The sequence below is a fragment of the Kitasatospora sp. NPDC088779 genome, from assembly GCF_040685395.1.
Classification (GTDB): domain Bacteria; phylum Actinomycetota; class Actinomycetes; order Streptomycetales; family Streptomycetaceae; genus Kitasatospora.
In genome coordinates this window covers 1-19,719 of record NZ_JBFBHW010000084.1, presented here as the reverse complement: position 1 = coordinate 19,719, position 19,719 = coordinate 1, and the positions used below count along the sequence as shown (strand labels likewise).

21 protein-coding genes and 1 pseudogene are annotated in these 19,719 nt (G+C 70.1%); 13 read left to right on the top strand and 9 right to left on the bottom strand.

What is annotated here, in order from left to right; genetic code table 11:
• Positions 1 to 226 precede the first annotated feature (226 nt).
• Positions 227 to 1,693 (top strand): NF041680 family putative transposase, encoded by a 1,467-nt coding sequence (locus AB0P03_RS39390; protein ID WP_363633526.1) that lies wholly within the window; start codon positions 227 to 229, stop codon positions 1,691 to 1,693.
• A gap of 31 nt (positions 1,694 to 1,724) precedes the next feature.
• The gene (locus tag AB0P03_RS39385; RefSeq protein ID WP_363633525.1) at positions 1,725 to 1,991 is read left to right on the top strand and encodes a hypothetical protein; all 267 of its coding nucleotides are present in this window, start codon (positions 1,725 to 1,727) and stop codon (positions 1,989 to 1,991) included.
• Positions 1,992 to 2,079: 88 nt separating this feature from the next.
• On the opposite strand, the gene AB0P03_RS39380 is transcribed toward AB0P03_RS39385, so the two are convergent.
• Positions 2,080 to 3,351: an MFS transporter gene (locus AB0P03_RS39380; RefSeq protein ID WP_363633524.1), complete on the bottom strand. Its 1,272-nt coding sequence runs from the start codon at positions 3,349 to 3,351 to the stop codon at positions 2,080 to 2,082.
• 32 nt (positions 3,352 to 3,383) lie between these two features.
• Complete coding sequence (locus AB0P03_RS39375; RefSeq protein ID WP_363633523.1) at positions 3,384 to 3,977, bottom strand: helix-turn-helix domain-containing protein; 594 nt, start codon at positions 3,975 to 3,977, stop codon at positions 3,384 to 3,386.
• An 853-nt stretch (positions 3,978 to 4,830) separates the two neighbouring features.
• Here AB0P03_RS39375 and AB0P03_RS39370 point away from each other — a divergent pair.
• Positions 4,831 to 5,106: a hypothetical protein gene (locus AB0P03_RS39370; RefSeq protein WP_363633521.1), complete on the top strand. Its 276-nt coding sequence runs from the start codon at positions 4,831 to 4,833 to the stop codon at positions 5,104 to 5,106.
• Between the two features lie 8 nt (positions 5,107 to 5,114).
• Here AB0P03_RS39370 and AB0P03_RS39365 read toward each other — a convergent pair whose 3' ends face one another.
• Positions 5,115 to 5,486, bottom strand: coding sequence for a hypothetical protein (locus AB0P03_RS39365; RefSeq protein WP_363633520.1), 372 nt, complete (start codon positions 5,484 to 5,486; stop codon positions 5,115 to 5,117).
• 134 nt (positions 5,487 to 5,620) lie between these two features.
• Positions 5,621 to 6,220: a TetR/AcrR family transcriptional regulator gene (locus AB0P03_RS39360; protein WP_363633530.1), complete on the bottom strand. Its 600-nt coding sequence runs from the start codon at positions 6,218 to 6,220 to the stop codon at positions 5,621 to 5,623.
• A gap of 150 nt (positions 6,221 to 6,370) precedes the next feature.
• On the opposite strand from AB0P03_RS39360, the gene AB0P03_RS39355 reads away from it, so the two are divergent.
• The 5 genes and pseudogenes from AB0P03_RS39355 to AB0P03_RS39335 all read left to right on the top strand — a co-directional run bounded on the left by AB0P03_RS39355 (position 6,371) and on the right by AB0P03_RS39335 (position 10,771).
• Positions 6,371 to 7,552 carry an FAD-dependent monooxygenase gene (locus AB0P03_RS39355; protein ID WP_363633518.1) on the top strand — a complete coding sequence of 394 codons (1,182 nt, stop codon included), beginning with the start codon at positions 6,371 to 6,373 and terminating at the stop codon, positions 7,550 to 7,552.
• Positions 7,553 to 7,598: 46 nt separating this feature from the next.
• Positions 7,599 to 7,829: pseudogene (locus AB0P03_RS39350) on the top strand (transposase family protein); the annotation flags it as partial.
• 249 nt (positions 7,830 to 8,078) lie between these two features.
• A complete protein-coding gene (locus AB0P03_RS39345) occupies positions 8,079 to 8,732 on the top strand; it encodes a hypothetical protein (RefSeq protein WP_363633517.1) in 654 nt (217 codons plus the stop codon).
• Positions 8,618 to 9,286, top strand: a complete 669-nt coding sequence (locus AB0P03_RS39340) for an ATP-binding protein (RefSeq protein WP_363633528.1) — start codon at positions 8,618 to 8,620, stop codon at positions 9,284 to 9,286. Before AB0P03_RS39345 ends, AB0P03_RS39340 begins: the two co-directional genes overlap by 115 nt.
• A gap of 267 nt (positions 9,287 to 9,553) precedes the next feature.
• A complete protein-coding gene (locus AB0P03_RS39335) occupies positions 9,554 to 10,771 on the top strand; it encodes an alpha/beta hydrolase (RefSeq protein WP_363633516.1) in 1,218 nt (405 codons plus the stop codon).
• A gap of 28 nt (positions 10,772 to 10,799) precedes the next feature.
• Here AB0P03_RS39335 and AB0P03_RS39330 read toward each other — a convergent pair whose 3' ends face one another.
• On the bottom strand, positions 10,800 to 10,952 hold the full coding sequence (locus tag AB0P03_RS39330; protein ID WP_363587930.1) for a hypothetical protein: 153 nt from the start codon (positions 10,950 to 10,952) through the stop codon (positions 10,800 to 10,802).
• 178 nt (positions 10,953 to 11,130) lie between these two features.
• Between AB0P03_RS39330 and AB0P03_RS39325 the strand changes: the two genes are divergently transcribed.
• Positions 11,131 to 12,378: a histidine kinase gene (locus tag AB0P03_RS39325; RefSeq protein WP_363633515.1), complete on the top strand. Its 1,248-nt coding sequence runs from the start codon at positions 11,131 to 11,133 to the stop codon at positions 12,376 to 12,378.
• Complete coding sequence (locus tag AB0P03_RS39320; protein ID WP_363633514.1) at positions 12,366 to 13,016, top strand: response regulator transcription factor; 651 nt, start codon at positions 12,366 to 12,368, stop codon at positions 13,014 to 13,016. Before AB0P03_RS39325 ends, AB0P03_RS39320 begins: the two co-directional genes overlap by 13 nt.
• A gap of 409 nt (positions 13,017 to 13,425) precedes the next feature.
• On the opposite strand, the gene AB0P03_RS39315 is transcribed toward AB0P03_RS39320, so the two are convergent.
• Positions 13,426 to 15,708: a DPP IV N-terminal domain-containing protein gene (locus AB0P03_RS39315; protein ID WP_363633512.1), complete on the bottom strand. Its 2,283-nt coding sequence runs from the start codon at positions 15,706 to 15,708 to the stop codon at positions 13,426 to 13,428.
• Between the two features lie 89 nt (positions 15,709 to 15,797).
• Here AB0P03_RS39315 and AB0P03_RS39310 point away from each other — a divergent pair, with 89 nt between their 5' ends.
• On the top strand, positions 15,798 to 16,466 hold the full coding sequence (locus AB0P03_RS39310) for a TetR/AcrR family transcriptional regulator (protein WP_363587922.1): 669 nt from the start codon (positions 15,798 to 15,800) through the stop codon (positions 16,464 to 16,466).
• Positions 16,467 to 16,926: 460 nt separating this feature from the next.
• Here AB0P03_RS39310 and AB0P03_RS39305 read toward each other — a convergent pair whose 3' ends face one another.
• Together AB0P03_RS39305 and AB0P03_RS39300 are read right to left on the bottom strand one after the other, a co-directional pair.
• Positions 16,927 to 17,160, bottom strand: coding sequence for a hypothetical protein (locus tag AB0P03_RS39305; protein WP_363587920.1), 234 nt, complete (start codon positions 17,158 to 17,160; stop codon positions 16,927 to 16,929).
• Position 17,161: 1 nt separating this feature from the next.
• Positions 17,162 to 17,428 carry a helix-turn-helix transcriptional regulator gene (locus tag AB0P03_RS39300; RefSeq protein WP_363587918.1) on the bottom strand — a complete coding sequence of 89 codons (267 nt, stop codon included), beginning with the start codon at positions 17,426 to 17,428 and terminating at the stop codon, positions 17,162 to 17,164.
• Positions 17,429 to 17,615: 187 nt separating this feature from the next.
• On the opposite strand from AB0P03_RS39300, the gene AB0P03_RS39295 reads away from it, so the two are divergent.
• Both AB0P03_RS39295 and AB0P03_RS39290 read left to right on the top strand, forming a co-directional pair.
• A complete protein-coding gene (locus tag AB0P03_RS39295) occupies positions 17,616 to 18,161 on the top strand; it encodes an NUDIX hydrolase (RefSeq protein ID WP_363633511.1) in 546 nt (181 codons plus the stop codon).
• Between the two features lie 70 nt (positions 18,162 to 18,231).
• A complete protein-coding gene (locus tag AB0P03_RS39290) occupies positions 18,232 to 18,486 on the top strand; it encodes a hypothetical protein (RefSeq protein WP_363587914.1) in 255 nt (84 codons plus the stop codon).
• 247 nt (positions 18,487 to 18,733) lie between these two features.
• Here the strand turns inward: AB0P03_RS39290 and AB0P03_RS39285 are convergent, their stop codons facing one another.
• Positions 18,734 to 19,150 (bottom strand): ML domain-containing protein, encoded by a 417-nt coding sequence (locus tag AB0P03_RS39285; RefSeq protein WP_363587912.1) that lies wholly within the window; start codon positions 19,148 to 19,150, stop codon positions 18,734 to 18,736.
• Positions 19,151 to 19,719 lie beyond the last annotated feature (569 nt).

Sequence of the window (19,719 nt, the reverse complement as noted above, 5' to 3'; positions counted from 1 at the left end):
CCCGCCCCCATCCGCATAGCGCATACCAACGGCATAGCGCGCAAATGACTGCCAGTCAGCTACACAAACAGGCCAATCACCTTGAAGCGCCGAGGTCAGTAACGTCCGGCTTCGAACAAGCGGGTCCGATGATCACTCGTTTGGGTGTTCCCGAGACGGCGGTGCGGCCTTCGCATGATCCTGAACTCGACCAATAAGTACAGGACTTGATGCGAAGGCCGCAGTGATGAGTGTGGTGCAGCGGGGCGAGCCGCTCGCGGAACTGTCACGCTTCCGAGGGATCTTCTACGACTGCCTGACAGGGCGGCGCGACGCTCTGTTCGACCTGACCGACGCGGTGCTGTGCAGCGACGGGCCGGTGCGGACGCTGGTGGACCTGGCGCTGGCCCCCGAGCACCGACGCGGGCACGGCGCCCTGTACGCCGCGCTGAACCGGGGCCGCCTCGACGTCGACCGGCTGCGGTCGGAGCTGGCCGGCCTGCCGCTGCCCCGCGCTGCGGACGGCCGCCTGGTGCTGGCGGTGGACGTCTCGCCGTGGTTGCGGCCGGACGCCGGGACCTGCCCGGACCGCTCCTTCTGCCACACCTACGGCCGCGGCGACGCCAAGCACCAGATGATCCCCGGCTGGCCGTACTCGTTCGTCGTCGCGCTGGAGACCGGACGCACGTCGTGGACAGCGGTGCTCGACGCGGTGAGACTAGAGCCCGGCGCCGACGTCGCGGCCGTCACCGCCGCCCAGCTCCGTGACGTGGTGGCCCGGTTGATCGGCGCGGGGCAGTGGACGGCGGGCGATCCGGAGGTGCTGGTGGTGATGGACGCCGGCTACGACGCCCCGAGGATCGCCCACCTGCTCGGCGACCTGCCGGTGCAGGTCCTCGGCCGGCTCCGCTCGGACCGGGTGATGCGCCGCCCGGCGCCCAGCCGCGCCGAGTTCGCCGCGGCGAACCCGGCCGGGGGTCGGCCGCCCAAACACGGTGGCGAGTTCGTCTTCGGCGACCCCGCCACCTGGGGTGACGAGCAAGCGGTCACCACCACCTCCACCCGCCGCTACGGCACCGCCATCGTCCGAGCCTGGGACCGCCTCCACCCGCGCCTGACCCGCCGTGCGGCCTGGCTGGACCACAACGGCGACCTGCCGCTCCTCGAAGGCACGGTGATCAGGTTGGCCGTCGAGAAACTGCCCAGCGGCGGGGTGAACCGGCCGGTCTGGCTCTGGTGGTCCCGTACCGACGCCAGCGCCGAAGACGTGGACCGCTGCTGGCAGGCGTTCCTCCGCCGCTTCGACCTGGAACACACGTTCCGCCTGCTCAAGCAGACGCTCGGCTGGACCCGGCCCCGCCTGCGCGACTCGGCGTCGGCCGACCGCTGGACCTGGCTGGTGATCGCCGCCCACACCCAGCTCCGCCTCGCCCGCCCGCTCGTCGCCGACCTCCGCCACCCCTGGGAGAAGCCAGCGGAACCGAACAAGCTCACCCCCGCCCGTGTCCGACGCGGGTTCAGGAACCTCCACACGAAGACCCCCTCACCAGCGCGTGCACCGAAACCCACCCGCCCCGGCCCCGGCCGGCCACCCGGCTCGAAGAACCAGCGGCCCGCCGCCCGCTACGACGTGGGCAGAGTCCTCGCCACCGGCGAGGCGTACGCCCGGCCCACCCATCATCAGAAGGGCACCAAACCCCGACGATCAGGCTGACACGATGGCCAAGGCCCGACACACTGCCGTCATGCGCATCGACGAACCGGCCAGACTGATCGCCAGCAGGGCTCTGATCTACGTGGGGATCATCGCGGCCTCGCCGGTGTTGCTGATCGCCGGAGCACTGATCCGTCGCCGGTACCTCCGCTACGTCTACCGGGACGGCGCACCCCTGATCGTCGACAAAGAGAACGGATGGGTCAGCTTCCATTACTACGTGGTGCTGAATCGGCTCTTGTACTGGCTCTGCTGGCCGACAGAGTCCCTCATTGGTCTCGCCCGACGAAGTCGTTAAACGACAAGCTGAATGCCTGTTTGCAAACTTCCGGGCAGCATTTGGCCAGGTCAGGAATCGAACAGGACTGGGCTGCGGGTTGGGTTGCTCAGGCCGTCACGCCTTGCCGCTGCCGGGGCAGTTCGGCGTGGCGCACCGCGTCGGAGGCCAGGGCGATGGCCACGCCCAGGCTGGCGACGATGCCGCAGCCGACGAATACCGGGGCGGCGCCCCAGGTCCCGATGGCGGCACCGACCAGCGGGTAGCTGAGGGGGGCGATACCGACCATGGTGAGCATGACGACGGAGGTGACCCGGCCGAGATAAGCGGGGTCTGCCGCGGTCTGTATGAGGGCGTTGTCCAGACTGCCGAAGACACCCGCACACAGCCCGATGACCGCAGCCAGCACCGCGGCGAGCCAAAGGGTGGGCACCATAGCGATGGTGGCCGCGCCCGCGCAGCCCACGAGCAGTGTCCCGGCCAGCATCAGGCCGGCACGGGGCAGCCATCCTGCGATAGCAAGCAGTGAGGCGCTGGCCGCAGCTCCTGCACTGAAGCTGCTGACGATCCACCCGTAGCCGGAAGGGCCCCAGCCGCGTTCGGCGTTGAGGAGCACCATGCCGACGTTGAGGGTACCGGTGAGCCCGAGTTCGCAGACGGCGCCGGCGACGACGAGCGGGCCGATGAGGCGGTGGCGGCGGATGTAGCGTAGTCCGTCAAACAGGTCCTGCCGCGCGGTGCCGGACTCTGACCGCTCGGCGTCGCTCACCCCAAGGGGTCGTATCCGTATCGTCAGCAGCAGCGGCAGGGACAGCGCGATGAGCAGTCCGGCGACGGTGAAGGCGGCCGCGGGTCCGCCGACTCCCATGGCCAGGCCGCCGATCGGCGGGCCCGCGATCTGGCCGAGGCGGGTCGACAGCGAGCGCATGCCGATGACCCGGGCCAACTGGTCAGGGGTGGTGATCCGGGACGGGAGGGCACCGACAGCGGGTACGAACAGCGCGTCCACGGCACCGAAGACGAGCGCCACCGTGACCAGGATCCACAAGGCCGGCGCCGTCAGTGCGATGCCGGCGGCCACCGCCAGGATGAGGATGCAGCGCAGCGTGTCACTGCCGAGGATCACCCGGCGGGGGTCGAACCGGTCGGCCACCACACCCCCGCCGAGCATGAGTAACGCTCGTGGTAGCGCTCCGGAGGCCATGACGAGGCCGACTTCGGTGGGACCGGCCACCTTCTGGGCGGACCAGCCCAGGGCGACGAAGTACACGCTGTCGCTGATGAGGGAGACGGTGTAGGCGGTGAGCCAGCGCAGCACGTTGGCGTCGCGGTGCGCCGGTGTGGTGGCGCGTTCGGGCAGGACTGTCTGCGGGGCGGCCATGGCGGGCTCCAGTGAGTCGGAATTCGGCTGGGTCAGGGCCGGAAGGGAAAGCCGTAGACGTGCACGGACACGTGCTCGCGGTCCTCGGTGTCGCCAGCCGCCTTGGCGGCCTTGCCGCGCTCCCGCCAGCGTCGGGCCAGCGCCTGAAGCTCGTCGCTCATCTCGGCGAGTTCGGACGGGGTGAGGTCGAGCAGCCACTCGGAGCTGAAGGACGCGTCGGTCCACTCCTTCCCCCAGGCGGACTTCTGGTCGAGATACGTGCGGTACTGGGCAACGCGGGTGTCGAACATCCCTCGGGTCACTGCGCCGACTGCGGCGGCGCCCTCGGGCGTGTCGGTGAAGTCCGAGTCGCGGAAGCCCCAGCCCTCTTCGGAGGCGGCCTTCCACCATCGCTCGCGGCCGTCGGTGCTCTGGTCGCTCGCCTGGGTCACGAAGCCGTGCTCGGCCAGCTTGCGCAAGTGGTAGCTGACCAGTGAGGGCGTTTCGTCGACATGCTCGGCGAGCTGAGAGGCGGTCGCGGTGCCTGCGGCGTACAGAAGCCGGTACAACTGCATCCGCAGCGGGTTCATGAACGCTCTCAAGTGTGACAGGTCGGTGATCTGCTCAGGCCGGCGCTTCGGTCGCATGCACCCACCATAGGTATGAAGTGAATACTTCGCAATACTTGCTTCAGAGTTGGACGGCCGAGCAGCCCGGCACGGGAGGCCGGAGACAGCCAGCCCAGCTCGACTTGACTGCCGCTGACGAGGTCAGCGCCGACTGTCTCCAGGAGCAAGCAGGCTGGTGGCCTCGGCGATCGCCTCCGCCGAGGGGGGAAGTAGCGCCGTAGGTAGCCTCCGGTTCGGTCAGTCCCGCTGGGCTTAGCGGGAGGCTTGCTGTCCGCAGCGTTTGGACTGCCGCTGGATGATGCGCCTGGTCATGATGGTGATCGCGGCCCAGGTAATCAGCGACTCGGATTCCCTGAACCAGCGACACCGGGGGAACCTCGCCGGCTGGCCGCTGCTGCGCCAGCCGAGGAAAACCGATGGCGTCGCGGTGGAGCCCTGCGATACGAGTGGGGACATGGCCAGAAGCGCCCACCACATTCGCCGCAACGCTGCCCGCTCCGGGCAGGCAGACTCGCGCCCCGGGAGCCCGTGGAGGGCCGTCCTGGTGCGCGAGCTCCGCTACAGCTCCGAGCGCTTGCGTTCAGCCGCGCTGGAGGGGCGGCGCCCGTTGCCACAAGAGGTACGGCGGTCTGTTGCCGTGTACTACTTCACCCGCAGCGATACGCGAGGAGGAGCGGTGGCCGCTCGCGCCTACATTGAGGAGCGGCGCGCTCGTCAAATGACGCGACGCCAGCTGGGTCTACTTCGAACGGGACTGGTGCCGGACATCGAGACCGAGCCTGGGCGTCACCGGCACAGCGCCCGTTGGCTTGCCTAGACTGCGGTTGATCGGCACGGCTGCCTTCGTCCGCTTGTGGCTAGAGTTGCGCCTGTGACAGTGAGCCGGGGCCGGTGGCCGAAGATCGACCAGGACAGCGGCATCGATGATGTGGTGTTGCTCATCCTGGAGTGGTTGGGCGAGCAAGGTGTGGGCGCCGCGATCAGGGTGGACGCTGAGCGGTTGCGGGACCAGAAGCCCGCATGGACGTTCACCGCTGGTGGCGGTCCGTTGAGGCAACCGATGCGGGCCGACGGTGCCACCGCCCACGAGTGCTTGTCCCGCGCTCTGTCCTATCTCCGCGAAGCCGACGTGGACGTGCCTTTCTGACGCGTCGCTCATGGAGCGGACGATGGTGGCGACCTTCGGGCACAGGAGCCGGCCCGCACGTAGTCGATGATCGCGGTCTGGATACGGCGGTGGCCCAGAGCCTCCACCAGCGGCTGGATCAGCCGCCCTATGCCGCTGCGGCATTGATCGCGCATGGCTGCGTGGATGAGGAGGTCCGCATGTTGCCGGGTCGTGGCGGCGTCGGCGTCTGCGGCCTCGCCGATCTTGAACCGCTTGACCTCGCAGCGGTGGTACTGGTGCTCGCCTTCCATGGTCTGCGGCATCACCCAGTCAGAGTAGAAGATCGCAAGGAGCCCATCGAGCTTGGGCTCGAAGGCGACCTCCCGACCGGGCCGGTCCGGGATCATCTCCAGTGCCATTCGCACCCCCGCACCCCTCTGCCGTTCATTCAGCTCATGGGACTCGATCGAAGATCCTCGCCTCACGCTAGCCCTTGGGCCGCTGCCGCGGTTCAGGGATCTTGCGTCCGCGACGGTCGATCGGTCCCAGCCGGTCAGGCCCGGTCGAGCAGTCCCCGGTCGAGCAGTGCGGCGAGGTAGCGTGCGACCTCGCCGCGCAGTTCCTCCGGTGTCGGCACGTGCCAGTGCCCGCTGCCCGCTGCGCCGTTGAACAGCAGCCCGTCGCACCAGCGGATCAGCCGTCGGGCGTCGGCCACGGGGTCGGCCGAGCCGCTCCGCGCCAGCAGGGCGGCAGCGGTGTCGGTGAAGCGCGCACCCAGCCGGTCGTAGCCGGCGCGCAGTTCGGGCCGGCGGGTGGCTTCCAGGGCGAGTTCGAGGCGGGCCAGCGTGAGGCTGCGCCCGGTGGTGAGCGCCTCGTGCAGCAACTCGGCCACTCCCTGGGCGAGCAGGTTGCGCGGGCAGGCGTCCGGCGGGGGCCCGCCGGCCATGAGCGGGTGGCCTCCGGCCTCGCGTTCGACGATGCGGGTGAGGGCGAGGTCGAGCAGGGCGGCCCTGGTCCGGGCGAGGTTCGAGGTCGAGCCGGCGGGCAGTCCGGCCTCCTCGTCCACCGCGCGGTGGGTCAGCCCGCGCAGGCCGCGCTCGGCGATCAGGGCGATGGCGGCGTCGGCGATCAGCGTCGGGCGCGGCGGTGTCATGGATCCGATCACGGCCTCTCTCCTCAGGGGGTCTCGACCCGGGGCGGGCCCGAACCCCATTCACGTCAACACTAGCCCATCCCAACTACAGGTGTAGTACGGTGCGGGAAGTGGTCACTACAGCCGTAGTGTCGGGAGAGGGGTTCACTCATGGACGCGTATCAGGCGATCGTCATCGGCGGCGGCATCGGCGGACTCTCCGCCGCCCTCGCCCTCCACCGCCAGGGCATCCCCGTGACCGTCCACGAGCGCGCCGCCTCGCTCGAACCCGTCGGCGCCGGACTCGCCCTCGCCCCCAACGCCCTGCGCGCCCTCGACCGGCTCGGCGTCGGCGAACGCCTGCGCGCCCTCGCCACCGCACATCCCGCCATCGGCCTGCGCCACCCCTCCGGACGCTGGCTCGCCCGCACCGACACCGCCACCTTCGAGGCCCGCTTCGGCGAGACGATCACCGCCGTCGCCCGCGCCGACGTCATCGCCGCCCTGGTCGACGCCCTTCCGGACGGCACCGTCCGCACCAACTCGCCCGCCGCCCTCGTCACCCCCGGAGGCACCACCGAACCAGCCGTCGTCTCGACCCCCGACGGGAACCGGCCCGCCGCCCTGGTGGTCGCCGCCGACGGCCTCCGCTCCGCCACCCGCGCGCAGCTCTTCCCGCAGCACCCCGGCCCCCGCTACAGCGGCTTCACCACCTGGCGCACCATCGTGTCCCCCACCCGCCGGCCGGATGCCGTGGGCGAGGTCTGGGGACGCGGACAGCTCGCCGGCGTCGTCCCGCTCGCCGACGGCCGGGTCTACGTGTACGGCGCCGCCCTCGCCCCGGCCGGCGCCCGCGCCGCCGACGGCGACGAGAAGGCCGAGCTCCTGCGCAGGTACGGCACCTGGTGCGCGCCCGTGCCCCAACTCCTCGCGCTCGCGGAACCCGGGCGCGTCCTGCGCCACGACGTCTGGGACCTCTCCGACCCCCTGCCCGCCTACCACCAGGGCCGGGTCGCCCTCCTCGGCGACGCCGCCCACGCCATGTGCCCCTTCCAGGGCCAGGGCGCCTGCCAGGCCATCGAGGACGCCGTCGTCCTCGCCTCCGCCCTGACCCCCGCCGCGGACCCGGCCACCACCCTCCCCGCCTACACCGCCGCACGCCTCCCGCGCACCACCGCCATCGTCACCGGCTCCCGCCGCATCGGCGGCCTCGTCGCCCTCCGCACCCCCGCCGCCACCCGCCTGCGCGACGCCGCCCTCACCCTCGCCGGCCTCCTCCCGGCCCGCACCCTGCTCAACCGCTCCGCCCGGACGTACAACTGGCAGCCCCCGGCCCTCGACGCGACCGCCTGAGCACGGATCACCCTCCACTGCCCGGGGTCGGCCGTCCGCACCGGGGGACGATCCGGTGCCGTGCCCGATGTGCGGACGGCCGACGGGGCAGGTGCACGCCTTCCACGGGCGGGTGGTCGCGGACGTGCCGGTGGACGGGCGGCGGGCCGTCGCAGCCGTGCGGGTCCGGCGCACGGTCTGCCCGGGCCGGGGCTGCCCGCGGCAGACGTTCCACGAGCAGCTTCCCGGCCTGATCGAGCGCTATCAGCAGCGCACGCGCCGTCTCGCCGACCAACTTCGACTCGCTGGCCGGCCGTCGCGCCGGCCGGGCCGTCGGCTACCCGCGGTTCGAGAAGAAGGACCGGGCCCGGGCAGAGAAGGTGGGTGTTTTTACCGGGGTGAAATAGAGCCACGGCTTCGGGGTGAATGGGAGCCAGGGGTTCTCCGGTGAGATCGGGAGCCAACCGATGTGATGGTGTGGAGCATGCCGCTTTCGGAGTAATCGTGGAGGCTTGCGCCGTCTGGCCGTCACGCTGCGCTGGAGCCGGTGAAGGGCTTTATCGACGCGATGCTGCGCGAGGACCTGGACGCTCCGGCGAAGCAGAAGCACACGATCCCGCGGATCATGGAGCGTCTGGCTGCGGAGCACGACTTCGAGTTGGCCCGTTCGACCACGGTCTGGGACTACGTGTCCAAGCGACGCCCGCAGATCCGCGCGGAGGCTCTGGAGGGCCGGCGGCATCTCGATGGCATGGTGCCGCAGGCGAAGAGGCCGTGCGAGGAGGCGGAGGTCGCCTTCGCGGACTTCTGGCTGGACCTGGCCGGGCAGCGGCGCAAGTGCGTGCTGTTCACGCTGCGACTTTCCTACTCGGGCAAGGCGGTGCACCGGGTCTACGCGACAGCGTCCCAGGAGGCGTTCCTGGAAGGCCACGTCGAGGCGTTCACCGTGCTGGGCGGGGTGCCGTCGGTGCACATCCGCTACGACAACTTGAAGCCGGCGGTCAAGCAGGTGCTGTTCGGCCGCGCCAGGCTGGAGTCGGCGCGGTGGGCGTCGTTCAAGTCCTGGTACCAGTTCTCCGCGTTCTACTGTGCGCCCGGCGAGGACGGTGCCCACGAGAAGGGCGGGGGGAGCACGAGGGCGGGCGGTTCCGCCGCAAACACCTGGTCCCGCCTCCTGCGGTCGAACCGCAGGCGGAGCTGAACGAGCGTCTAGCCGCGATCGACTTCTCCAAGAACCCGAACATCACCCCCGAGGTCGTCGCGGACCTGAAGTCCCCGACCTGGGTCCGCGAAGGCCGGCCTCTGGTGTTGATCGGCGACTCCGGCACCGGCAAGTCCCACCTGCTGATCGGCATCGGCACCGCCATCGCCGAGACCGGCCTGTCGGTGCACTACACCACCACCAGCGCGCTGGTGAACGAGCTCGCCGAAGCCGACGCCAGCCGCCGCCTGTCCTCTGTCATCGCCCGCTACAGCAAGATCGACCTTTTGTGCCTGGACGAGTTCGGCTACCTCAACCTTGACCGCAAGGGAGCCAAACTGCTGTTCCAGATCTTCACCGAGCGTGAGGAGCGCAAGGCCACCGCGGTCGCCACGAACTCACCCTTCACCGAACGGGACAAGACCTTCGGCGACGCCCGCCTCTGCGCGGCCATCGCCGACCGGATCACCTTCCGCTGCACCCTGATCCAGACCGGCACCGAGTCCTACCGCTACCAGGCCACCCAGGAATCCCTCTTCCCAGACCCGAACTGACGCACTGTTGGACGAATCTCTGCGTGAGCACGTAGGCGGGGTCGGCGTCACCGGGGGTGGACATGAGGGCTGGGCAGGGGCTGGGTGGGCAGCGGTCGACAACATCGCCTGACAGTCCCTCATCGCCGCCTTCACCCAGGAGAACGGCATCGTCGACGCGCCTCTCTTGTCCGACTACAGAATCAGCAACCGTGGCACTGGTGCCACCATGGATTCGGGTGCCAGGCTCATGGCAGACCCCCGTCGAGGTGTCCTAGCGTCGATCCCATGAAACGCAATCGCCGTATCAGCGCTGTCGCGGTGCTGACGCTCGCCGCCCTCATCACCGGAACCGGCGCCGGGTTCGCCGCCACGACCACACCGTCGGCCACACCGGTGGCCACGCACGCGTTCGACACCGCACCGGCCACGGCCACGGCCACGGCCACCGCGTCCACGCCGTCCTTCCACGGCACGCTCCCCGCGCCGACCGGCCCCTACGCCGCCGGCGAGGACATCATCCACCTCACCGACACGAGCCGCCTCGACCCGTGGGTGCCGTCGTCCGGCCCCCGCCAACTGACCGTCACGATGGTCTACCCGGCCGTCCCCGGGACCGGGACTCCGGCCCCTTACATGACCCTCGCCGAGGCAGCCGGAATCACCGAGCGCCGGAAGATACCGGCGAGCTACGGCGTCACCCCGCAGACCCTTTCCAGCGTCACCACTCACGCCTTCGACGGCGCGCGGCCGCAACGCGGCAAGCATCCGCTGGTGGTCCTCTCAGCCGCGGCCGAGAACCCGCGCATGATGCTCACCTCGCTCGCGACCGACCTGGCCAGTCACGGCTACGTCGTCGCGCTCATCGGCCACACCTACGAGGACAGCGGCGAGACGCTGGCGAACGGCCAGACGCCGCCGTGCGCGATCTGCGATCACCCGGAAACGATCGACTTCGACGCCGAAGCTGTCAGCCGCGGGCGGGACGTGTCCTTCGTGATCGACCAGTTGACGCACGGCAACACCGCGTGGCGCCTGGCACACCTCATCGACAAGCACGAGATCGGCATGGCCGGACACTCCCTCGGCGGAGCGGCGGCGGCCGCCACGATGATCGCCGACCCGCGAGTACGGGCCGGAGTGGACATGGACGGCGCCTTCCACCCGGTCCCGATGCCCGGCCAGATCAACCGGCCCTTCCTCATGCTGGGTAGCGACGGCCACACGCCCGGCAGCGGCGACGGCATCGCGGGGCGGGCCTGGGCCGCCCTCGGCGGCTACAAGAAGTGGCTGACGGTCGTCGGCGCCGACCACTTCAGCTTCTCCGACCTGGACGTGCTTCAGGAGCAGGCCGGGCTCCCGACGGGGCCCCTCTCCCCGGAACGCGGGGTGGCGATCACCCGCGAGTACGTGACGGCGTTCTTCGACCAGACGCTGAAGGGGATCCACAGTCCGCTGCTGGACGGCCCCTCGCCGAACAATCCGGAAGTAGCCTTCCAGTCCTAGTCCAGCGCCGCGTTGATCCTTCGGGGGTTCATGCGGCTTTGAGCGGGCTGCCGTCGTAGGTCCGGCGGTAGGGCTTGGCGTCGTGTTCGTCGTAGGCCAAGACGAAGGTGTCGATGGCCTCGGCCAGTTCGTCGCGGGAGGCGAACTGGCGCTGATCACCAGCGCGTTCGCACCGGGGCATAGTGCCTGTTCCACCGGGCCCGGTCTACCTGCCGGCGGCCAGCAGAAGCCGACCTGCCGACCCGAGATGCTGTCCGCCCACAGGCCGAGATCAAGATCTACAGCTGGTACTAGGTTCACCATGAGATCGGGTACAGGTTTCATGGCACCGTCCTCGTGCGGTGCCCTAGCGTCGTGCCATGACGATTCCAGCTCGACTGAGACGCACGGTCCTCCGGGCGCGGCGGGACACCTGCTTTCTTGCCGCTGGTGTGCTGCCGCACCTGGCGCTGGTGCCCGTGTGGGCCTGGGCGGCGGCGACTACCGCCAGGACGGGGAACTGGCTCCTTACGGTTTCCATGTCGGCCGCCCTGGTCCTGCTCGGAACCCCGGTGCTGACGGCCGTTCAGCGGGCTCGCTACCGGGTGCTCATCGGTGTGGACGTCCCCCGGCTCACCCCCACCGCGCCGGAACAATGGACGTGGGCCTCGACCGCCCGGTGGCTCGCGGCGACGCGGCCTTGGCGCAAGATCGGCTACCACCTCCTGCTGGGCCCGCTGCTCGCGTTGCTGGAGCTGCTGGTGCTCGCGGTGGCAGCGGCGTGCCTGGCGGGCGTCATCGCCTACGCCTGGTCATGGGCGCTGCCAACCGGAATCCGCCAGGACTGGTTCGGCTACCTGACCCAGCTGCCGGCCTACACAGCGGCTGGACTCCTCCTCCTGTGCGCCCTGCCCTGGACCGCGCGGGCAGTAGCCCGGGCCGAGGCGTGGCTGGCGTTGGGCCTGCTCGGGCCCAGCCGGGCGCAGCGGCTCCAGGAGCGGGTCGATCAGCTGGCCGTGAGCCGGACCGACTTGATCGAGGCCGTTGACGCGGAGCGCCGCCGGATCGAGCGCGACCTGCACGACGGCACCCAGCAGCGGTTGGTGTCTCTCGCGGTCAACCTGGGTCTGGCCCTTGCCACCCGCCCGGACCTGCCGAGTGATGACCGCGAGGTGATCGCGAGAGCGCACCTGGAGGCGAAGGAGGCGATCACCGAACTCAATGATCTGGTGCGGGGGCTGCACCCGGCCGTGCTCGAAGACCGAGGTCTGGACGCGGCGTTGTCCGGGCTGGCTGCCCGCACGCCCCTGCCGGTACGGCTGCGGGTCAATCTGGAGGAGCGGGTGGCGCCCAGCGTGGAGTCGGTCGCGTACTTCGTGATCTCTGAGGCGCTGACCAATGCGACGAAGCACGCCAACGCGATGCATGCGGAGGTGATAGTCCGTCAGGTCGGCGAGGTGCTGCGAGTGCGCGTTACCGACGACGGGCTGGGCGGTGCCGACGCCGCCGCCGGCACGGGGCTGACCGGGCTGGCCAAGCGGGTCGGCTCCCTCGACGGGGCCTTCCACGTCAGCAGCCCCGTTGGCGGGCCCACCACCGTCACCGCGGAGCTGCCGTGCGCGCGGTGATCGCCGAGGATTCGGTGTTGTTGCGGGTCGGCCTGATCAAGGTGCTGGAGATGGGCGGGTTCCAGGTCGCCGCCGAAGCCGGCGACGCGGAGGGGCTGTTGGCGGCGGTGGCGGAGCACCGGCCCGAACTCGCCCTGGTCGATGTCCGGATGCCGCCCGGCTTCACCGACGAGGGGGTGCGGGCGGCGATGGAGATCCGTCGGCGCTGGCCGGGGACGGCGGTGGTGCTGCTTTCGCAGTACGTGGAGGAGCGGTACGCGGCTGACCTGCTGTCTGCGAACACCAGCGGTGTGGGCTACCTGCTCAAGCAGCGGGTTGCCGATGTCGCCGACTTCGTGGCGGCGGTCCGGCGAGTGGCGGACGGGGGCACGGCCCTGGACCCGCAGGTCGTCGCCCAGTTGCTGCTGCGGCGCGACAGCGACCCGCTCGCGCGGCTGACCCCCCGCGAACGGGAGGTGCTCGGCCTGATGGCCGAGGGGCGCTCCAATGCCGGCATCGCGCAGGCGCTGGTGGTCAGCGAGAGCGCCGTGGCGAAGCACATCAACAACATCTTCGCCAAGCTCGACCTGCCCGTGGTCGACGCGGACCACCGCCGCGTCCTGGCCGTGCTGCGATTCCTCGGAGCGTCCCGGGCCTGACCTTCCCATCCGTGATCACGATCTACGGCTGGAGTACTAACCCAGAAGAACGAATCTCACTGTCCAATTTGCTGCCACAGCCGGAAGGGCTGGACCCCACGGGTCCAGCCCTTCCGCATATCCAGGGTGAGGCCCCGGCCGCGACTTGTCAGGGAGGCGACCTGGGCCCGCAATCACACCCTACCGACGCCACCACCCCCCATGGACACTCCAGCCGGGCCCAACAGGTCACCCGATCAGTGGCTCCCAATCTCGCCGGAACGGCTCCCGAATTCGCCGAAGAACACCCACCGGGGTCGAGTACATCACCGCCACGAATGGCCTACACCTGGCTCCCGTTCACACCGGAGCAGTGGCTCCCATATGACCCGACAAAATCAAGGTGGGCATGGGGAAGGTCCTTTCCACGTCAGCTGAAGAGGACTTCGAGCCGTTCCAGGGAGAGCGGGACGTCCGCCAGCCGGTAGCCGGCCGGCGGCTCGCGGTGCATGAGGTGGCGCACCAGGTAGTCCCAGCGGCGGCGGGCGACGTAGCCGTTGCGGCCGAGGAAGCTGTGCTCGACGCCGGGGACTATCAGCAGATCGAAGTCCTTGTTCGCGTCGATCAGCGCGTCGACCAGCCGCATCGTCAGATGCGGTGTCACGTTGTCGTCCATGTCGCCGTGGACGAGCAGTAGTTTGCCGACCAGGTTCCCGGCCAGCTCGGTGTTGGACAGCCGGGCCCCGGCGTCCGGGTCGAACGGTCCGTCGTAGGTCTCGGCCCACAGCGCGTGGTAGTGGCGGTTGTCGTGGTTGCCGGCCTCGGCCACGCCGACCTTGTAGAAGTCGGGGAACGCCAGGAGGGCGCGGGCGGTGGTGAACCCCCCGCCGGAGAGGCCGAAGACACCGACCCGGTCCAGGTCCAGCCACGGACGCGTTTCCGCGAGTTGGCGCAGCGCCGCGACATGGTCTTCGAGTGCGCCCGCGCTGCCCATGTTGCGGTGGGCGTGATCGTGGAAGGCCTTGTCCCGGCCGGGCGTTCCGCGGCCGTCGACGGCCAGCACCGCGAAGCCCAGCGCCGCCACCGCCTCGGCGTCGTAGCCGTAGGCGCCCGGGTCGAAGGAGGCCGCCACCCGGTGGGTCTGCGGGCCCGGGTAGGGGTGGTCGATCACCGGGTAGCGCTGCGCGGCGTCGAAGCCGTGGGGCTTGTAGAGGACGCCGTAGATCTCGGTGACGCCGTCGGCGGCCAGGGTCCTGACCCGCTCCGGCGGCGTCCAGCCGGCGGCCAGCAGCGGTGTGATGTCGGCCTGTTCCAGCTCGACCAGCACGGCTCCGCCCCGGTCACGCACGGTGATCCTCGGTGGGGTGTCGACGGTCGACGCGGAGTCGACGAACCAGCGGCCGTGTTCCGGCGCGGTGATCACGTGGTCCAGATCGTCGTCGGTGAGCTTGGCGGTCCCGCCGCCGTCCAGGCCGACCCGGAGCAGCGACCGTCGGTACGGGTCGGCCTGGACCAGTCCTGAGACGACGACGTACGCGGCCCGTTCCGCCTCGTCGACGTGCACGATCTCCTGCACCGCGAACGGCCCTCGGGTGAGCTGTTCGACCAGCGCCCCGTCCTCGTAGCGGTACAGGTGCCCCCAGCCGTCGCGCTGGGAGTACCACAGCGTCTCGCGGCCGCCGGCGAGCACGTGCACGATCGGCTTCTGGGCGACCTCCTGCGCGGCCTCCACCCGCGTGTCGCCGTGCTCCTCGACCAGGGTGCGCACCTCGCCGGTCGCCGGGTCGAGTGCGTGCAGCCGCAGCGTCCGGAGGTCACGGGGCTGATCCAGGTAGTAGACGGCCGCGCTGTCCTTGGCCCACCACGCCTTCTTCAGCGTGACAGGTGACAGGTAGGGCAGCAGGAACGGGTCGGTCCTGGCGGGTGTCGCGGTCCGGGACGCGATGTCGAAGACGATCCACTCGCCGCGGGCCATCGGCTCGCCGGGGACCGGGTAGTGGTAGCTGCGCAGGCGCGGCCGGCCGCCGTCCGGCGGGACGGCTTCGACCAGGTGCATCAGGGCGACATCGCTCTGGTCGGTGCGGTGGGTGAGGACGCGCGCCGAGTCCGGCGACCACAGCAGCGCCGGCGGCATGTCCGCAAGACCGAGCTTGCCGAGCAGGTGCGTGGGGACCGCCGCGTCGGGTTGGGCCGCATAGCTGCGATCCGCGGTGCCGTCGGCGGTGAGCGCGAACTCCTCGCCCGTCTCGACCGAACGCACCCACAGGTCGTGGTCGCGGAGGAACGCCGCCCACTTCTTGTCCGGCGAGACGACTTCCAGCGGTGAGGGTTGGACGTGCTTCTCGTCCCGCGCGCACCGGTAGTCGGCCAGCCGGCAGGTCCAGCGCGCGTCGAACGCGTCGAACGCGACCGTCCCGTCCGCCAACTCGACCGCCCGGAACGGCAGCGCGTACGGCTGGACCGGCTGGCCGGCGGCGGACGCCAGCGCGGCGGCGAGCCGTTCGGGGTCGAACGCCGGCCCCCGGGTCCCGGCGGCGGGGTCGACCAGCACGAACTCGCCGCCCCGCTCGGTCTCGACCCGGTACCAGAACCTCTCGCCGCCGCCGATCCAGACGGGCTTCGCCTTGGCCCGCAGGGCGAGCCGGGACCGGTTGTGCAGCAGCATCCGCTCAGCTCGGTCGTAGGCAGTGGCGGGGAGTGCATGTGTGGACATCCGACCTCCTGGAATCAGTCTCGATCCAGGAACAGTACAGCGTACGGTACAGTAATGGAACTGCGGTCCCGAACGAATCAGGAACCCCGATGCCATCGCCCAGGCGCAAGACAACGCCCGCTCGCGCACCCCGCGGCACCCTCAGCCCCGAGGCCATCGTCCACGCGGCGATCGAACTGATCGACCGCGACGGACTGGACGCGGTGACCATCCGTCGGCTCGCCGACCAACTGGGCGTCCGCCCGATGTCGCTCTACACGCACTTCCGCGACAAGGACGCGATCCTCCTCGCCGTCACCGCGGAGCTGCTGAGCCGATTCCGGTGGCCCGACCCCGGCCTCGACGACGTCGAATGGCTCCGGCAGGTGATGCACGCCTACTTCGAACTGTTCATCACGCACCCTGTCCTCCTGCAGATCAACACCCCCTCCGACGGAGTCGGCGAGATCGAGGCCCGCATGTCCGAGCAGATCTACGCCCGCCTGGAGCGACTGCGGGTCGACCACCGGACGGCGATCGGCCTGCTGGCCACGCTGATCCGCTTCGTCCTCGGCTGCGCCACGCTCTACCCCGTCCGCCGGGCCTGGGACGAGGACCCGCAGCACTGGGAACGGGTCCGCCAACAGTGGGCCCGCCTCCCGGCCGAGGTGTACCCGGCGATGCACGCCACCACCGTCGACTTCCCGACCTTCACCCAGCGGGACGTCTTCGAGTTCGGCCTCGACGCCATCCTCGCCTCGCTCCCACGATCGCCCTGACGGCCCTGCGCTCGCACAGCTACGGCTAAGTGACAAGTAGCTCTCTGTAGCGTGCGACACGAGGTCGCACCGTGCAACGAAGGCCAGCCACGTGAGGGAGGTGTCGATCGGCTGGGCTTCGGGCCAGTGTCCAAGGCCCGTCCCCGCGCTCCCATGCGTCGCTGGTAACGGCGGGGTGTGAAGCGGAGCGTTCAAGCTCAAGGGTGCTGGCCATCGGGACGCTACAAGCGGGGGGAAGGCCGAACGGGCGAACGAAAGTGAACCCCTGATGATGCCCCGTCAAGCTGAAGTCGCGCGATGGCAGGAAAGCGGCGGCTGAAGGACCCGGTGCTGCAAGGCACCAGGCGACCTCCAGTCAGCTCAGGCTGGAGGGTGGACACCGTCGGTCCCGGGGTAGAGGGCGCGCCCACCCCGGCCGCGTCTTACTGGTGCGGAACCGGTTGCCGGGCTCCTGGGGCGGTCACCGTACGGCGGCGTGGCGCATGTCGGTGAGGGCGGAGGCGGCGTGCAGCTCGCGCAGTGCGAAGTCGCGCACCGCCCGGCCGCCTGCTGTCCGGTCCCAGTGCTCCAGCACGCTGGTGCGCTCGGTGATCGCGGTGACATCGCCCCTGCGCAGGCGGGAGAGTGGCCGGGCGGGTGGCAGCATGGCGGCCAGTGCGACCGCGAGAACGTCTCGGCGGTTCGAGGAACTCACCTCATCGTGGTGATCGTGGTGGTGGGCCTGCTTGGCGACCCAGGCCCAGCTCGGCCGCTGTCCCCGCTCCCAGGACCAGGCAGAGGGCTTGCCGGTAGTGCTCGTGCGGCCAGGTGATGAGGCCACGTTCTATGCGCGAGACGTAGCCGGCGTCAAACGACGATTCCCGCTCGGTCGCCTCTTCGACCAGCCCTCGCACCCGCTCGGCGACCTGGCGCTGTGTCAGATTCCGGGAGAGCCGCGCGCGCCTGAACAGCGCGTTCACCATGACGCTCCACCCCCAACTCTCGCTTCAGGGAGACGATTCAGCGTATCGGCCAGGCCATGGACTGCCCACTGAAATGCCCTCGCACTGTCACCCGATCCGGTGGTCTCCTGGACATGCCCCACCCGCCGTCAGGAACCGGCGGCGGAAACGGCAACCCGCACCCGGCCAGAGCCGTACAGTCCTGGCCATGACGACCGACATCACCACCGCGTCGTGGCGCGAGATCGAACGCACCACCGTCTTCAGCAAGTTCGGCCGATCCGTCGACCGTGTCGACTTCGAACTGCCCGACGGCAGGAAAGAGGAGTTCTACCTCAAGAGCGAGCGCCCGGCCGGCGCGGTGCTCGCCCTCACCCCCGACCAGCGCGTCATCCTCGCCCGCCAGTACCGGCCCGGCCCCGGCCGCGTGCTGTTCGAACTGCCCGGCGGCTTCATCGAACCCGGGGAGCAAGCGGCCGACGCCGTCGCCCGGGAACTGCTGGAGGAGACCGGCTACCAGGGCGAGGTCCAGGTGGTCGGGCCGTACTGGCACGACGCCTACTCCGACACCCGCCGCTTCGTCTTCGTCGCCACCGGCTGCACCAAGGTCGCCGAACCGACCCCAGAACGCACCGAGTTCATCGACGTCGCCACCCTCGCCTTGGCCGAGTTCCGCACCCGCGCGCTCCGCACGGGCGAGATGACCGACACCGCCGCGGCCTACCTCGCCCTGGACCACCTCCGGCTCCTGTAACCCGGGGGACACGGCGGGGCGGGCAGGTCGGCGACCTCGCGCTCACCCGCCCACCCCCGGGAGGACACCCGTGACCGAACGGAGCACCACCGACACCACCGCCCCGTACTACAGCAGCACGCTCGTCTCGCTGCCCGCCCACGCCGTCGCCCTGGTCCTGAAGGTGGCCCGGGACCTGCTGCCCCACCTCGAGCACTCCATCACCTCGATCGCCAAGATGCTCGGCGTCAGCCCCGGCACCCTCTGCAACCACACCCCCGACCCGCGCGAGGTGCGCGCCAGCCGCACCGGCATCCCTGCCCAGCTCGAAGCGAGCACCCGGTGATCCCCGGCGAGCACCGACGAGCACCGGCTCAAGGGCGGCGCGCCGCTGCTCGGCGCCGAGGCCCACGGCGAGCCCGGCCCGTTCGGCACCTGGACCGACGAGCGCGACCAGGAGCACGACGACGGGTCGGCCGACCGGTCCGAAGACGAGCTGCGGTGCTGGCGGCGGTGCGACCTTGGCGCGTGGCCGCCCGCCACACGGGGCGTGTGGCGGGCGGTGTTCGGGACCGGTTCGGCGGGCGTACGGGCTACCGGCGGCGGAAGTCGATGCGCAGGTTGAGGTCCATGAAGTCCTTCTCCTCCCCGCCCCCGGTGTACGACTGGAGGTAGATCCGGACGTCCCCCATCGGGATCTCCCGGGGAAGCGTGAAGGTCCAGGTCTGCTTCCACTTCCCGGCGGGCGGCCGGGTGGCCCCCTCCAACTCCGCCCCCAGCATCTTCAGCACCTCGGGCAGCGTGGCCGTTTTCCGCAGCAGCGTCACGAGTCCCAGCTTCACCTGGACCTGGCACTGCACCTGGGTCAGATCGACCTGCTCCTTGAGTCGGCCGGCCATCTCCCACCGCAGTTCCTTCCCCGGTTCGGGAGAGGAGGGCGTCAGGGTGATGTCCTGGATTTCGAGGACGTAGGAGTCGTCACTGCGGTCTTCGATCAGATCGGTAAGCATGGACCAAGCGTACTCACGCAACTACTCTCCGCATCCGGTATTCGATGATCAGACACAGTCGGAGGCCCCGGCCAGGACCGAAGCGCCGGGCGTCAAAAGTTCTGACAGCAACCCGGACTTTCCGTTCCCACCGGGACCCCTTCTCCACCAGGCCGCCTCGCTCGAACCGATGCTCACAATGCTGCGGATCGGATCCGGACGCTCGGGAAGATGCTTGCCGAGGCCGAGCATCGCGGACACAGGCGCATGATCCGGCTGCTGACCTGCCCGGCGCACGGGGTGATCACCTTCGCCGGGGCGACCTATCGGATTGACATGCGGTTCTGCTCGGGGCGGTGCCGGTCCCGGGCGTACCGTCTGCGCGCCGCTCGCCGGGCGAGGCTCGCAGCGTGACGTGAAGCCGTTGCGCTACCGACGGTATGACACCTCTACGTCACGCTATTGGCCCCGAAAGGCGATTGCAGAGAGTTGCGATACTGAAGTTGAATTCGTGATGTCGGTCTGAGATCTGGTCAGCCATCCATGATCAGGCCGGTGGTGGCGAGGCATCCGTCGATGAGGTGAGGGCG

Coding starts and splice junctions, on each gene's coding strand:
- AB0P03_RS39390 (WP_363633526.1), top strand. CDS start 227: ATGAGTGTGGTGCAGCGGGGCGAGCCGCTCGCGGAACTGTCACGCTTC.
- AB0P03_RS39385 (WP_363633525.1), top strand. CDS start 1,725: ATGCGCATCGACGAACCGGCCAGACTGATCGCCAGCAGGGCTCTGATC.
- AB0P03_RS39380 (WP_363633524.1), bottom strand. CDS start 3,351: ATGGCCGCCCCGCAGACAGTCCTGCCCGAACGCGCCACCACACCGGCG.
- AB0P03_RS39375 (WP_363633523.1), bottom strand. CDS start 3,977: ATGCGACCGAAGCGCCGGCCTGAGCAGATCACCGACCTGTCACACTTG.
- AB0P03_RS39365 (WP_363633520.1), bottom strand. CDS start 5,486: ATGGCACTGGAGATGATCCCGGACCGGCCCGGTCGGGAGGTCGCCTTC.
- AB0P03_RS39360 (WP_363633530.1), bottom strand. CDS start 6,220: ATGACACCGCCGCGCCCGACGCTGATCGCCGACGCCGCCATCGCCCTG.
- AB0P03_RS39355 (WP_363633518.1), top strand. CDS start 6,371: ATGGACGCGTATCAGGCGATCGTCATCGGCGGCGGCATCGGCGGACTC.
- AB0P03_RS39335 (WP_363633516.1), top strand. CDS start 9,554: ATGAAACGCAATCGCCGTATCAGCGCTGTCGCGGTGCTGACGCTCGCC.
- AB0P03_RS39330 (WP_363587930.1), bottom strand. CDS start 10,952: ATGCCCCGGTGCGAACGCGCTGGTGATCAGCGCCAGTTCGCCTCCCGC.
- AB0P03_RS39325 (WP_363633515.1), top strand. CDS start 11,131: ATGACGATTCCAGCTCGACTGAGACGCACGGTCCTCCGGGCGCGGCGG.
- AB0P03_RS39315 (WP_363633512.1), bottom strand. CDS start 15,708: ATGTCCACACATGCACTCCCCGCCACTGCCTACGACCGAGCTGAGCGG.
- AB0P03_RS39310 (WP_363587922.1), top strand. CDS start 15,798: ATGCCATCGCCCAGGCGCAAGACAACGCCCGCTCGCGCACCCCGCGGC.
- AB0P03_RS39300 (WP_363587918.1), bottom strand. CDS start 17,428: ATGGTGAACGCGCTGTTCAGGCGCGCGCGGCTCTCCCGGAATCTGACA.
- AB0P03_RS39295 (WP_363633511.1), top strand. CDS start 17,616: ATGACGACCGACATCACCACCGCGTCGTGGCGCGAGATCGAACGCACC.
- AB0P03_RS39285 (WP_363587912.1), bottom strand. CDS start 19,150: ATGCTTACCGATCTGATCGAAGACCGCAGTGACGACTCCTACGTCCTC.